This window comes from Rossellomorea sp. NPDC071047, from assembly GCF_050270195.1.
Lineage (GTDB): Bacteria > Bacillota > Bacilli > Bacillales > Bacillaceae_B > Rossellomorea.
This window is the reverse complement of the sequence record NZ_JBNNJT010000008.1, coordinates 27,704-40,238: the sequence shown is the minus strand read 5'-3', so window position 1 is coordinate 40,238 and position 12,535 is coordinate 27,704. Positions and strand designations below refer to the sequence as shown.

General features: G+C 36.3%; 13 protein-coding genes. All 13 read right to left on the bottom strand.

Annotated elements, in window-relative coordinates; genetic code table 11:
* Positions 1-9: 9 nt before the first annotated feature.
* The 13 genes from ACQKFO_RS21345 to ACQKFO_RS21285 all read right to left on the bottom strand — a co-directional run bounded on the left by ACQKFO_RS21345 (position 10) and on the right by ACQKFO_RS21285 (position 12,433).
* A complete protein-coding gene (locus ACQKFO_RS21345) occupies positions 10-384 on the bottom strand; it encodes a hypothetical protein (protein WP_427600863.1) in 375 nt (124 codons plus the stop codon).
* Positions 385-456: 72 nt separating this feature from the next.
* A complete protein-coding gene (locus tag ACQKFO_RS21340) occupies positions 457-606 on the bottom strand; it encodes a hypothetical protein (RefSeq protein WP_427600861.1) in 150 nt (49 codons plus the stop codon).
* Positions 607-621: 15 nt separating this feature from the next.
* Positions 622-774 (bottom strand): hypothetical protein, encoded by a 153-nt coding sequence (locus tag ACQKFO_RS21335; protein WP_427600859.1) that lies wholly within the window; start codon positions 772-774, stop codon positions 622-624.
* 24 nt (positions 775-798) lie between these two features.
* Entirely contained in the window at positions 799-948 is a 150-nt protein-coding gene (locus ACQKFO_RS21330; protein ID WP_427600857.1) for a hypothetical protein, read from the bottom strand.
* Positions 949-1,155: 207 nt separating this feature from the next.
* Positions 1,156-2,058: a hypothetical protein gene (locus ACQKFO_RS21325; protein WP_427600855.1), complete on the bottom strand. Its 903-nt coding sequence runs from the start codon at positions 2,056-2,058 to the stop codon at positions 1,156-1,158.
* Positions 2,059-2,073: 15 nt separating this feature from the next.
* Positions 2,074-3,054, bottom strand: coding sequence for a hypothetical protein (locus ACQKFO_RS21320; protein ID WP_427600853.1), 981 nt, complete (start codon positions 3,052-3,054; stop codon positions 2,074-2,076).
* Positions 3,047-4,591 carry an ATPase, T2SS/T4P/T4SS family gene (locus tag ACQKFO_RS21315; RefSeq protein ID WP_427600851.1) on the bottom strand — a complete coding sequence of 515 codons (1,545 nt, stop codon included), beginning with the start codon at positions 4,589-4,591 and terminating at the stop codon, positions 3,047-3,049. The genes ACQKFO_RS21320 and ACQKFO_RS21315 overlap by 8 nt, the downstream gene beginning before the upstream one ends.
* Positions 4,585-5,769: an AAA family ATPase gene (locus tag ACQKFO_RS21310; protein ID WP_427600849.1), complete on the bottom strand. Its 1,185-nt coding sequence runs from the start codon at positions 5,767-5,769 to the stop codon at positions 4,585-4,587. Before ACQKFO_RS21310 ends, ACQKFO_RS21315 begins: the two co-directional genes overlap by 7 nt.
* Positions 5,770-5,790: 21 nt before the next feature.
* Positions 5,791-6,507, bottom strand: a complete 717-nt coding sequence (locus ACQKFO_RS21305; RefSeq protein ID WP_427600847.1) for a hypothetical protein — start codon at positions 6,505-6,507, stop codon at positions 5,791-5,793.
* Positions 6,507-8,003, bottom strand: coding sequence for a hypothetical protein (locus ACQKFO_RS21300; RefSeq protein WP_427600845.1), 1,497 nt, complete (start codon positions 8,001-8,003; stop codon positions 6,507-6,509). Before ACQKFO_RS21300 ends, ACQKFO_RS21305 begins: the two co-directional genes overlap by 1 nt.
* Positions 8,004-8,356: 353 nt before the next feature.
* On the bottom strand, positions 8,357-10,408 hold the full coding sequence (locus tag ACQKFO_RS21295) for a hypothetical protein (protein ID WP_427600843.1): 2,052 nt from the start codon (positions 10,406-10,408) through the stop codon (positions 8,357-8,359).
* A gap of 125 nt (positions 10,409-10,533) precedes the next feature.
* The gene (locus ACQKFO_RS21290) at positions 10,534-11,529 is read right to left on the bottom strand and encodes a hypothetical protein (RefSeq protein ID WP_427600841.1); all 996 of its coding nucleotides are present in this window, start codon (positions 11,527-11,529) and stop codon (positions 10,534-10,536) included.
* A gap of 10 nt (positions 11,530-11,539) precedes the next feature.
* Positions 11,540-12,433: a S1 RNA-binding domain-containing protein gene (locus ACQKFO_RS21285; protein ID WP_201715500.1), complete on the bottom strand. Its 894-nt coding sequence runs from the start codon at positions 12,431-12,433 to the stop codon at positions 11,540-11,542.
* Between the last annotated feature and the right edge of the window lie 102 nt (positions 12,434-12,535).

The following is a 12,535-nucleotide window of genomic DNA, read 5'->3' as shown; positions in this document are numbered from 1 at the left end:
CCTCCCATATTAGATATGTTCACTTAAAACCTTGATATCTTTCTTAAATGATTCGGGGCCTTGATTAAAAATATCAATTATAAATATCATTCCTCTTGGCACCTCAATACTTGCGGATATGTATTGATTCCTTGGTGTAAGAGACTGTGTTGCGGTTATAGTAATTTTAGAGGCATCAAAATTATAATCGTCCACTAAAGTTTGTTTCATTTCATTTAATATAGATGTCGTAAATCTACCCTCAATAGCGGCTTTCTTAGCCCCTTCATTTAAGACTACCTCAACCGCTTCTCTTTCTAGGCTATCTTTGTAAGAAAGAATGGGAGTAAACATAAAATTAATGACTAAAAATAGAGTCATCCACATTCCTATTGCCTTACTCACTATTGGTCACCTCTATTATGTATCTTTTAGATAGTGCTACTGATGTTCAGTTCAGTAGCACTATCTTTGTGTTTAAGGTAATACTGTTCGCTCTGCTTCAATCTGGGTTTCGTAATGGGTTGCTTCATTATTTGCCATACCATAACCTAACACAAATAAAAAGGCACTGATTGATACCACTGTTATCGCGATTTTTAAAAATGTTGAAATTGTTACATTCATTTTTATCTTCTCCCTTTATTTTTCTTTGAGTTGATGCTTTGTTTCAAGTAAATTATGATGTCTATCATTTTTGTCCTTTAAAGCAGCGTAAGATGTTGTTATTACCAGTGATATCATGAGAATCACTGTAATAGCGATCCCCATAAAGGTGGCAATTGACTTATTCATATAAACATCCTTTTAGAAATATTTTTATGGTAATAGAGTTCTTTCTGTCTCTATTTCGGTCTGATAGTGAGTTGTTTCACTATCTGCCATGTTATAAGCTACAACAAATAGAAATGCGCTGATTGATACCACTGTTATTGCGATTTTTAAAAATGTTGAGATTGTTACATTCATTTTTATTCCTCCTTAATTATTGTATTTATTTATAAATAAATTAGAGGCTGTGCCACTAATATTTAACTTTTACTAATGTAATCAGCTACATGATTACTAATTTCAAAGACTTGTTCATACATTTTTGTATAGATTAGAGCACTAATAGTAACCACCGTAATGGCTATCTTCATGAAGGTACTTATCGATATATTCATGAGATCCCCCCTATCTGTTTGCTTCTAGTATTACTGATACCATAGTCACAATGACGACTACAAAATTAAGAATGATCAGAAAGTGCGTAACCTTTACAGGAATACCAAACAAATCAGTCGTAACTTTTCGTTTTCGACGGTTGTTTTCAATCTGAGCTCTACTAAACATTGATTGCATTCCTTTTAGTGACTTTATTGCTGTTTCCCTATCTACCTTATCGAGGGACTTTAAAACAGACACAAGGGATTTACTTTCTTTTGTATTAAGACGTTCGGCCAAATTATCTAATGCTACTTCTGGACCTATACTACTTGACCATTCTGAAAGTGTTTTAGCTAAAAGTGGTTGAATCGTTGAAAAATATGGTAGTAATTCTTTGATCAAATTATAGGAATTTATCCTGCTCATCTTCATCATCTCTAATTCGTTTATCAAAAGATCGTAAAGCATGAACACTTCTGCATTTTTTTTGGCCTGCCGATATTCTACGAGTCTTTTCATGATGAAAGTAAACAATGAAAAGGGCATTGCTGGCAAAAGGAAGATAAATCCCATCACTATTACCCCGAATCCAATCAAGCTGAAATCTCCATCGACTATGAATGGAAATAAAACATAATTTATCAATAAGAGACCCACAAGACTAATGAATACTGCATGGTATGAAAATGAAGTTATTCCAAGTGGGTTTCCTGCTTTTTTTAACCAATCCTCAGCTACCGATTTTGAAGCAGAGGCTTGAATACTACTCTTCCCCTTCTCAATGGTACTCCTCATTCTTAATCGGGTTTGAACACGCTCCGTTGGATTTGAGAGCCCTGTATAAACAAGTACACCACTTCCAATAGCCATTAAGAAACTGGCTATGTATACGAGATAAGGTAATATTTTAAAAAGAACAATATTTTCCAACTTATCCCCTCCCTCCTATAAATCATTTTTAGGTTTTCGTAACACTAATGATATGAATACTGAGAAGATAACACCTATGAAACTGGCAATTAACAATAATAAAGTATGGGTATTTCCAAACTGCAGGTCGAACCAACTTTGGGCACCTGATGAATAGTATCCTAAAAATAGGGATCCAATGAAGATTGGAACTGTAATAAATCCATTGGCAACACTGTCCATTGAATTCGATTTCTCTTCTTCCAACATCTCTTGAGTTTCTTCAATCTGCCTGGATAGGGTAAGCAAAGCATTTAAAACATTTTCATTGGTTAAATAAGCTTTTAATATGATACTCCCCAATCTCTTTGCCCAGCTTGTATTTGATGAATAAGTGAAAATTTCTATTACCTCTCTTAGTTGCTCTTCATTTCTTGATACCTGCAGTTCTGAAATGAGTTTAAAGAAGACTTTTCTAAGTTCTTTACTTTGAATATCTCCCTGCAATTCAACTAAAGCATGATAGATATCATATGAATTTGCACTATACTGTTGGGTAATACCTTGGACGATTGAGAGGATCTCGTCACTAACCTTGTTACGAATCATCCTTAACCTTAAATTTAGAAATAAATAAGGTATTAACGCGATGAGTATTGCAATAACGGCGGCACCTACAAGGTCAGAGAACCTAATAAACGACGAAATGTAAGTAAAGCTAAATAAAAGCACTGTAATCACATAGAATGACAATACATCTGAGTCAGATTTGCTAGTCGTTGTAGATTTAATTAACAGATAAATATGCTTAAACAGCGGTTTATTGCTTTGAAGGCTCCTGGTCTCATTTTCCGTTCTCATAATCCTTAAACGTGATCGATACTGCCATTCATTCACCTTTTCTTTTAAAGGTAAAGCAATGATATGTTTGGTTGCCATTAAGGAAGCAATGATAACAATTCCATAGAGAATGTAATGAAGGCCTGATAACCAAAACCAGTGAAGGAACTTATCCATCAGGATTCATCCCTTCGAGGATTTCTTTCATCATGTCATCATACACAGTATCTTTAAGCTGTTCATAATCTGCCATAGGAGACTCTTTCTCACGGACCATTAGCATCTGTATAAGTGTCTTGGCATCGTCATAACTTTCTTCTGCCATTTTCAATAACAATTCTTTTGAAATCTTAGAAGAATAGTAATACTTTTCGGTAACAGGACTAAATTTGATTAAGTCCTGCGTGGAGTGCTCCCGTTTTTCCTCATCCCAAAGAATTTCGGTTACACCTATTACCCGCTTTTTCCTTCTATCGCGGTCACTTTTCAAAACCACAATAATATCAATATCTCTAGCCACACGGCCAATTTCGTTATCGATATTTCTTGTGGGGAATTCATCAAGAATATGACGCGCAATTTGCTCTACAATATGTTCAACGTTAGTTAAATGATATGTAGTGAAATTGCCTCTTTCTCCCCTCTCTGCACTCTGTAAATACCCTTCTGTTTCAATGCTCCGAATTTCCCCGACGATAATATAATCGTGTTCCATTCGCAGTAACCTTGGCATCGCTTTATGAAGGTCTCCTTCTTTAGCTTGAATTTCAAAGGTGAGACGATCTTTAAAGTGATCAGATAGCCGTAGTTCAAAATGCTTTTCCATTACTGCTGCAACGTATTTTGGGTTTCTTTCTCTAATCATGGACTTCATAAATGTAGTTTTGGCGGAACGAACACGGCCAGCAAATACAATATTGGCCATTACACGACTTAAAGCTCGATATAGTGCTACATCCCTTTCAGGTATTGTTTCTCTTTTCGCCTGTTCTTCTAATGAAAGGTCTTGAACAGTGAAGCGGCGGAACATAATATAGTTGTCCCGGGATCTTGGCTTTTGAATCATGGTAATCCTAGACCCATCTTCTCTTTCAACTTCTAATTCAGGGTTCTGTTCATTGATGATGGCATCCTTAGTTCTTAATGTGAAAGCACGTTTTACACGTTCTACTGCCTCTTCATTTTCAAATGCTTCATCTTGCTTAACAAAAGTACCTTCGATATCAATCCAAAGTTCAGTTCCTCTTATTACAGCAGCTTCAGAATCTGGGAAGGTTTCCCATTTATGTAATATCCCCACTCCCCATATTTCATGAAAAATGGCTTCAGAGAGTGAATCATAAAAACTGGGATAATCTTGTGATGTAATGTTATTTTTTCTCAATACCTCTGTAATTTGTTGAACAAATCTGTGCATGGCTTGTTTGTCACCAATGACGGCTTTGTACTGCTGTTCCAGATTAGAAAGGTTACTCTTAGATTCATCCTTATCTGTATCAATCATGTCACTTAATTCTTTTCGAACTACGCTACATATTTGTTGAAATGATTTCTTCCTTGCATATGTAGTGATCTCTGCTTTCGTGTTTAAACCCTTTTCTTCTATAACCGCCCCCACAAATTGAGCGGGGTCAAAAGGTTGATCTAAACCAAACTCACTGTCATAATCAGTGCCCTCTATTTCTCTAATAGCATCATCCAAGGTCTTTACCATACCTTCTCACCTCCGCGGTCCTTTTTAGGAAGGAAACTAAAGAATCCCTTTGTCTTTGGCTGGAATTCATCTATTGGTTTTTCCGAAAGGCCAGCTTCTGCAATTAACAAATTACTTATCGTATCTATTGGTTTTTTATATGCTTGTTCGCCTAGTTCATATAGGAGTTTGCTCTGTCGGATTGCAATTGAACCAATTGGACCCATATCAGGAATTGTAGCTATTCTACTCATTTCTAGATCTTCTTCTAGATCTTTTTCACTGATTAGAGACATATTTGGTTGAAATCTATTAATGATAAGCATGAAATCTTCTCGTTTCCCTCCAACAGGTTCAAGCATCTGTTGAAACACGTAAGGGAAATATCCCCGATACCCTTTTTCTTCTTGGTTGGTTACAATAAAGCGCATATCCGAGGATACATAAGCTTGAGCAGCGATCGCTGTATCAAAATGTGTTCCTCCGTCCACGATGATCAGGTCAAAGTTTTCTTTTGCAACACTAAGCAAGTGCTCAATTTCTTTTGGTTTGTAGTATCTCTGCATTTTAATGTCACGATTTCCCGCTAGATGGTAGAAATTCTTATATTGATGCAAGCTGGATGTTAGCCTGGCTTGTGTAAGTGACTCTGTCTTCAGATCCACTTTTAAATCGCTAAGATAGTGACCTTTATAATCATAGAAGTAATCCGATGGATCCCATGCATTAAGACTAAGTACTAAAATCCGTTCATGTACTCTTGAAGATAATGACCTCGCCACATTAAGTGTGGTTGTAGAAACTCCTGCTGAACTATGAGTTCCAAAGAATGTTATAACCCTTTTCTTCTTGGTGTTTTTCTTTGCAAGCAGATGTTCCATTACCTCTTCAATCACTTGACTCTCCGTATAATACTCATTAATGGGTGTTACTTTCTGTGATGCACATATTCGTTGAATTGTCTGGATGACCATCTCTGTTTTCGCATCATGGATGATATAAAATATCGGTATATCTGCATACTTCTCTCTAATTAATTCAAGCTCTCTATAAGGTATTAATTTTCCGTCGATTAGTATGGCATTAAAATCGACCGTCTCATTCCCTGGCTTTTCTGTTAACAGTGCTAATTCAATTTCTTCTTGTTCGCTCATTAGCTCTTTATATTGAGCGTTAGAGCTGATAATTCCGATAATCATTTGTCTTCTCCTCCTCCCTCATTAGTTGTAAGTGATATACAGTAGGTAACCTTCTTTGACTACTTTGTCCATAAGCTTTTGAAAATCTTCTTCATTTAAAATGACTTCTAAATCTGAAATTTTACCGCTACCATCAAGACGTTCATCCTTTATTTTTTCAGGATTACCGTTCATGACCTCTTTATTACTGCTATCTTTCACATAAACCACACGTACATCTTTCAGAAGAGGACCATTTACAAATTCTTCTTTTGTTAATTTTTTGTCAGCTGAGCTAGCTACATTAGCTGAATTTGCTCGTTCTGTTCCTTTCTTTACTAGATAGATGTCTATTGAATCTTTCCTTCTTAAGGAACCTGGTTGCGCTTGAATCATGTCCCCTGTAATCGGACGAATTGCTTCTCCTTCAGATTCATCAGGGATCATACGGTCATAGTCAATCATCTTTTTAGATATCATGGAGTTACTTACAATGTTTTGAGCAGCTGAAGACGCATATATTTCATTCATTTCTTCTTTTAAAATTGCACCTTCAATTAAATCCTGCTTTGGTCGGCGCTCTACTGTAACCTTCGACCTGTCAATTAAGTCCTTTTTCTTTATTTCCTCTCCAGCCTTTACCACTACGACTTCAACTGAATCTATACGATCTTTTATGTAGAGATCGTAAACTACTACGAAAGCCATTGTTGAAAGGGATAAAAAAATCCCTAAAAATATCTTCCAGCCGGGTTTCACTATACTTCCATCTCCTTCTTATTTATCCTTACTTTTTTATTGAGGATCGACTTGAACAATCCTTTTTTTTTCTTTTTCATCTTAAGAAACTCTTTGGGTAAAAGTTCTTCAATTATGGGCTTCAAAGCCTCATAAATTTTCTCCTCTTGATTAGGGGTATCATTGAAAAAGGCCCCTTGATACTGTGCATTAAAGACATCTTCCACTGAAAATGAAGGTATTACCGCTTTTAACTTATCCTTATATACCTGCTGCACTACTTCATTTTTTAAGAGTGAAGGTTCGAAGCGATTGCCGATAAGCTCGGCTTTATCATCTTTCAATACCTCTCTAAAGAACGGAATAGGCTCATTTTCGGATTCCTCTACATACTGCATAGCAGATATATCCGGTTCAATTACAAAATAAGCATTACTTGCAATATCATATATATCTCGATGAATTTCTTTGTTCCAATCATCTCCAACGTCTACTATCGTTACAGTCGATTGTTGAGAGAGGAGGATCTTTACATATACCTCAAATGGAATTTCATCAGGGTTGTATATAGGTTCATTGGCAGGATGTTTACAAACCATATTTATGCCATCGAGTTCCCATTCAAAAGCACTGGGAAGCTTAGGATCAATTTCTTTAGTAAACTGATAAAATTTACTTCTTAAATCAGGAGCCTTTTCATGTCCTATAAATCGATCATAGGAATAGGCATATGTGTAGGGGCTTTCTACATAACTCACACTTACTCCCATCTTGGTGAGTTCTCTGGCCAATAGGTGTGATACAAAGGTGCTTCCTGTCCTAGCAAAAGGACTTCCGATTAGAATTAGTTTCCTCTCAACTGGTACACCAACTATTTTTTCGACCTGGCTTGTTACTTGAATGTTATAATCACGCTTGATCACGTTCTTATTAACGACTTTTTGAACAACTTGTTTGTTAACAATCTTCGGTTGCTTTTCTTTAGTTCTTTTTGCCTCTGTTCTATCTTCTGAGGAGATTTGTTCCTGCTCAGATGTTTCCTCTTCACCAGTGTCTTCTTCATCTCCTAGTGGTGTATCAACACTCTGAACAAGATGTTTTATCTTAGAAAAGCGGGGCTTGTCCTTCAGCTGCTCAATCATATCTTCTCGGCTAAAGGTACCATCATTGAAAATGTCGTATACGCCTCTTAAAACCAAGTTTGCCAGGAATGGGTCTCTACGATCTCTCTCACAAACAAATACAATTCGCAGGGAGTCGTCATATTCAATTTTCATTTTCTGTACGAAGTTAAACCATTCATCTTCTCTTTGAGGTTGTGTCTCGTGGTGACTAACAAGATATGTATCATGAAGAATGAGAATATCAGGTTGTTCAGTCTCAACCACTTCCTCAAGATATTGAGAGTGTAGCACTTCATTCTCCAATACTTCGAATGACTGCCGGTGTTCCTCTAATGACTTCCTCAATATCAAACTCAGTGATTGATCGCCAATAGCAAGTAGAACTTTTTTCATTTTTTCAACTCCATTGAGTGGGTAAAAATATTAAATTGGGTTTCGGGTAAAAATAGGTAAAATATGTTATTTAGTTTTAGGTACAAAAAAACCCCATAAAACACACGAAGAATTGAAGTATAAGAAACTTCTATTCATGTATTTTATGGGGTTTTCCCATTAGTATATTTAATTAAGGGTGTACCCAGCAAAAGCTGAGTACGAACATCTTTCTAAAAACTTTAGAAAGAGTGTTTTGACATGTTTATACTATCATTCTCCTATGTTGAAGTCAACAATACTAAAGAACAAAATGAAATATTTTCCTCATAAAGTAAGTGACCAATTCAACCTCTTACTTTATGAGGTTTTACTTATGCATTGTTCAGTTTCAAGGCTTCAATTTCTTCCTCTTTAAGGCCTATTTTCTTTAAGACTTCTTTATCGGCTTTTATGAAATCGCCTAGCATATCCTCCAGGAAAGAATAATGTACAGTCTTGTTATTTATATTCAGTATTACATTTCTAAATCTAATCCTTTTCTCTACTAATTGTAATTGCGGCGAATATGACAATACCTTTAACATTTTCTCAGTTGTAATTTCCCCTTCGAATTCAGGTATTCTTGCAGCATATCCTTTGTTTCCAATAACAAATGCAGGAGGAATTCTATCTAGGAACCTGATAAAAGCTGAGTGATCAATCAAGTAAGTGTTCTCTTTGAATAGCGGTTCTCCTAGCATAGCGGTAGTTAAGACAATTTTATATACATTATTTGGTTCCCAGCCTTCTTCTAAGCCTAATTCTTTGGTTACAATCTGTATGTTCGTCTCATAATAATGTGACGATCGGTTCAATTGTTCAACTGCACTTCTTTTATTATCATCTGCGCTGATTTTTTGTTGAGGTCCTAACAGTTTCAACATAAGGCTGTAATAGTCTCTTATAGATGATGGTTGTCCAAAGGCTTTCAGTTCTGCTATAAACAAGTCCCCATCCAGTTCGAAAATCACGTCACTTTCAAACGTATCACCATTATCATTTCTTTTTATACGGCAAGCCCGAATACCTTGGTCTGAAAACTTTTGTAGTATATCATCTTCAAACCCTTGGCCTTTAAAGGATATATCGGCTTGATTCTTATTTAAAAGGGATATTAAGCTCATTGCTGGATCAATAGCATTACCTATTGAAGGTATTATAAACAGATGGTCCTTCCCATTCTGAACTATAGGACAATCTAATAAGTCTTTTGATTTTTCATTGAATGTTAAGGTTTCAATAATAATTTCGCTACTGGCTTCTGAAATGCCTCGTTCTACAAATAGCTTTTTCAAATCAGCTGCAGTAAAAGTGAGTGTCCAATTTTCTAAAGAGATTGGCCTTACTCTCCTTTCATTAAAGCGATTATCTAGCTCTTCTTGAGACAACATTTGAATCAAAGTATATGCTCTGACCCACTCACTAAGCGATACATCTAAACAACGAACATTTAAATCATGGGTATGCAAAAACTCTGTAACAGCGATAGAGAAGAATGCTTCCTCTTCGCAAAGATATTCCTCCGGCGCTAAAAGACTACTGTTAGGATTAACTATCCCTGTAAACCCAGCCCTTTTGAAATCTGCATACCATTTATTACGCTGACTACGGAAGCGAACCCTTGCTGCTTCTACTGATTCTAAGAATTTTTTATCTTCGTGTGTGATACTGTACTTATTGCCTTCAGTAAATACTTTGGTTTTAGAAAACCTCCATTTTTGTTCAATTGACATTAGTGATGAAAACGTATCAAAGAACTGTATGTGGTCCCTAGCTTGTCGGACCTGATTCATTGAAGGAGTCTGTGCAGTATTTAGAGGGCCATTTTCAAGCTGTAAGTATCTCATAACACTACTTGCATTTTCAGCTATGCTGTCATAAACAGACCTTGCATGGTCAAAACCTTGCTCTACAGGGATTAATTTCTCACCTGCTCCATCCGCCAGGGTGACTACAAATGGATATACTTCTTTAACTGCGTATAATGACCTACCTCTCGTATATTCATATTGTGCACCTAACCATATTTCTAAAGCTAATACAAATGACAATAGTCGCCTTCGCGGTGGTATCATAGCAAGATTGCTTGAATCTCTTTCCTCAAAAAAATCAAGAAAAAGGTAACGTAATGTGCTTACACCTTGAGTAAATTCATGGATCTCTTTACTTTCATTAGGAAATCGTTCTTCAAGGGTTTTTATTACTTTATCAAATAGCGTATGTTTATTTGGAGAATAAGGATTAAAGCATATACCTGAGACCTTAATAAGATCCAAAATTTCGGCAATTGAATAATCATCATCAATCATAGAATTGATATATTTCAAGAATTGTTTATCTTTCTTTCCGAGTCTTTCAAGTTCATAGAAATCCCACAATTTCATAATAATGTTGTCCCCTCTATACATATTATTTCAATCAACCCCTATTTCCCCTTCATTTTACCATAGGATTTTTTTCCAGACTTAATGATTACCAAAAGAAAAAACAGCCCAATGGCTGCTCTTCCTTAATCACTTATTTTTTCAAGAAAAGGGAGTTTAATTCTCTGGAGCGTTTCTCCTTTGGGTGTCATAAACGCCTTTTTAAGTCCATCTTTCTCCATATATTCCTCAATACAACACCAGACTTGAAATGGGTATTGATCCAACATTAAGCTATTATGAATATGTTCCGCTAATGAAACAGTTGACGCATAAATAACGACTACTGGACTGTTCTCAGGAGCTTTTTGTATAGGAAATGTACCATAGTTATCGAATATACTTGTCCATTGTTTTAAAGTCTCCTTTAAATATCCTATAAAGTTCTGAGACATTTGTGGCCGCTCTATAACAAAATTAACCTGACCTTTTGGAGTTTCGATGTTTGCTACTCCCATAGGTGTTCGGAATCTACGATGATTCCCAATTACCGCGTTCCACTGCCATCCTTTAATTGTTTTACTTTCAACTAAAGCACACCTTAATTCATTCATCGCGACATATCGTTGAATAGCTTTTGCATTTGTCTTATCCCAACTATCCGGGTTCATAAATGGGCAATCACTATAGAAATGCTTCATTAATTTGAACCCCGCCACTCCTAAAGTAAAAGGAGCTGGAGGTCGGAATTCTTCAGTTTCATCGTTTTCTAGACGACAATGCCAACGGTCCACGAAACCATTTCTTCTTAAAAGATCTAATCGTTTTGAGACTTCTGAACGACTCATTTGGGAACTGAGATATCGGCGGAGTTGATCTTCATTAGCCGCTATTGCATCTCCTAACACTTTCAATATCATAAAATCTTGTTCTTTTATCTTGCTTCGTTTGTAGGCTTGCAACACTTCCGCTTTCGTCGTATAAGGATAATAGTGTTTAGGAAGTTTGGGGTAACCATACATTAATGGGTGATCCCAAAAAGGTATATCCCCTTCCCTTGATAGATAATAAAGATTTTCATCAAAGACTTCCTCTGCTGGCACCTCTTGTACCGGTACATCATTTAAGTTTGTAATTGTCATAACCTATCCCTTATTGATAAAGGAATGAGCCTAAATCTTTACGTTTTTTCTTACCGCGGGGATAATCAACAATAACAACTTTCCCTTTACGATTTTTAGCATCTATTGAGCGGATCTTACATGATACAATATCGCCTACAAGCGGTTCTTCCAAATAGCGCGGTTTCGAAGCTTTTAATGTTACGCCTTCTTCAATTTGAACAAAAATCCCATGGATTGAGTCAACATCTGCAACCCTGCCAACCACTACTTCCATTTCTTTCATGTTTTCTAATTTTTTGAAAGGATCTTCCATTGTGTCTTTTCGAGAAATACGTACCATTTTTCTCTCTTCATCAAATTTCAAGACTTTTACTTGAATGGGAGTACCACGCTCAACAGTAGCCATAACATCAATGTCTCTATTCCAGTCCCAATCATATTTCAGCATAAAGCAGTCCGTTCCTTCTACTCGAACATGAATACGTTCATTCTCAGGGTTCACTCCAAATACGACACCCTCAAATACTTGTTCATCCAAAGCATCCTTCTTTTCCAAGTATTTCAGGGTATCCCAGAACACTTGTCGTTTCTTTGCATCTGCTTCCTTTACAGAAACCAGGGCCAGCTGGTGTTTTAGATCTAACCTAGTAATGATTAGATTCTGTTCTGTTCCCACAAATCCATTTAACGTTTTGAAAGTTCTTTCTGAGAATTCTGGAGCCGGGCAATAGGCAGTGACTCCACCCTCTAAACGGAAAATTGCCACTTCCGTTTCCTTCGTTACCGTTTTACCGCCTTCTTGAACAGGGATATTCATAAATCCTACTGACTGTACCATCCCTTTAATAATCTCACTCTGACGGTGAATTCTTGCGAGTTGCTCTAATTCTTCTTGGGACCATGATATCGTACTTTGTGCCATTTTTTATTCCTCCTACTATTCTTAATATCTCTCTTTGTTTAATAATTGCTTTTAGATAACGTCCTACCAGATGCAAAAAAAGAAACCCACACTAAAGTTAAA

Excerpts from the sequence above, each read along its gene's own strand:
- ACQKFO_RS21340 (WP_427600861.1), bottom strand. The coding sequence starts at position 606 with ATGAATGTAACAATTTCAACATTTTTAAAAATCGCGATAACAGTGGTA.
- ACQKFO_RS21335 (WP_427600859.1), bottom strand. The coding sequence starts at position 774 with ATGAATAAGTCAATTGCCACCTTTATGGGGATCGCTATTACAGTGATT.
- ACQKFO_RS21330 (WP_427600857.1), bottom strand. The coding sequence starts at position 948 with ATGAATGTAACAATCTCAACATTTTTAAAAATCGCAATAACAGTGGTA.
- ACQKFO_RS21320 (WP_427600853.1), bottom strand. The coding sequence starts at position 3,054 with ATGGATAAGTTCCTTCACTGGTTTTGGTTATCAGGCCTTCATTACATT.
- ACQKFO_RS21315 (WP_427600851.1), bottom strand. The coding sequence starts at position 4,591 with ATGGTAAAGACCTTGGATGATGCTATTAGAGAAATAGAGGGCACTGAT.
- ACQKFO_RS21310 (WP_427600849.1), bottom strand. The coding sequence starts at position 5,769 with ATGATTATCGGAATTATCAGCTCTAACGCTCAATATAAAGAGCTAATG.
- ACQKFO_RS21300 (WP_427600845.1), bottom strand. The coding sequence starts at position 8,003 with ATGAAAAAAGTTCTACTTGCTATTGGCGATCAATCACTGAGTTTGATA.
- ACQKFO_RS21295 (WP_427600843.1), bottom strand. The coding sequence starts at position 10,408 with ATGAAATTGTGGGATTTCTATGAACTTGAAAGACTCGGAAAGAAAGAT.
- ACQKFO_RS21290 (WP_427600841.1), bottom strand. The coding sequence starts at position 11,529 with ATGACAATTACAAACTTAAATGATGTACCGGTACAAGAGGTGCCAGCA.
- ACQKFO_RS21285 (WP_201715500.1), bottom strand. The coding sequence starts at position 12,433 with ATGGCACAAAGTACGATATCATGGTCCCAAGAAGAATTAGAGCAACTC.